The organism is Bacillus sp. SIMBA_154 (assembly GCF_046536015.1).
In the GTDB taxonomy this organism is placed as follows: Bacteria; Bacillota; Bacilli; order Bacillales; family Bacillaceae; genus Bacillus; species Bacillus pumilus_P.
In genome coordinates this window covers 1-284 of sequence record NZ_JAWJBV010000179.1, presented here as the reverse complement: position 1 = coordinate 284, position 284 = coordinate 1, and the positions used below count along the sequence as shown (strand labels likewise).

1 protein-coding gene is annotated in these 284 nt (G+C 64.4%); it reads left to right on the top strand.

The genetic code is table 11. From position 1 onward, the window contains the following. Positions 1-279 (top strand): glycosyltransferase (locus R0K30_RS21645; protein WP_410612866.1); only part of this gene is annotated, 279 nt, incomplete at its 5' end. Positions 280-284 lie beyond the last annotated feature (5 nt).

The window sequence follows — 284 nt, the reverse complement described above, 5'->3', positions numbered from 1 at the left end:
CCCTACGGTTTGGTCGCCGCAGAAGCCTGGGCCTGCGGGACTCCTGTGGCGGCGTTTCCAAGAGGCGGACTCGTCGAGGTCGTCCGCAGCGACGTAGGAGCGTTGGCCGGCCAGCTCACTGTCGAGGCATTGGCCCAAGCGATCCGCACTGCTGCCGGGCGGGACCGTGAGGCGGCTCGCAAATATGCGGTAGAACACCATTCCCTGGAGCGCACCGTCAGCGGCTATGAAGCACTGTATCGTCGTGCGGTTACCACTGTCGCAGGAAGTGCCGCGTAATGAAC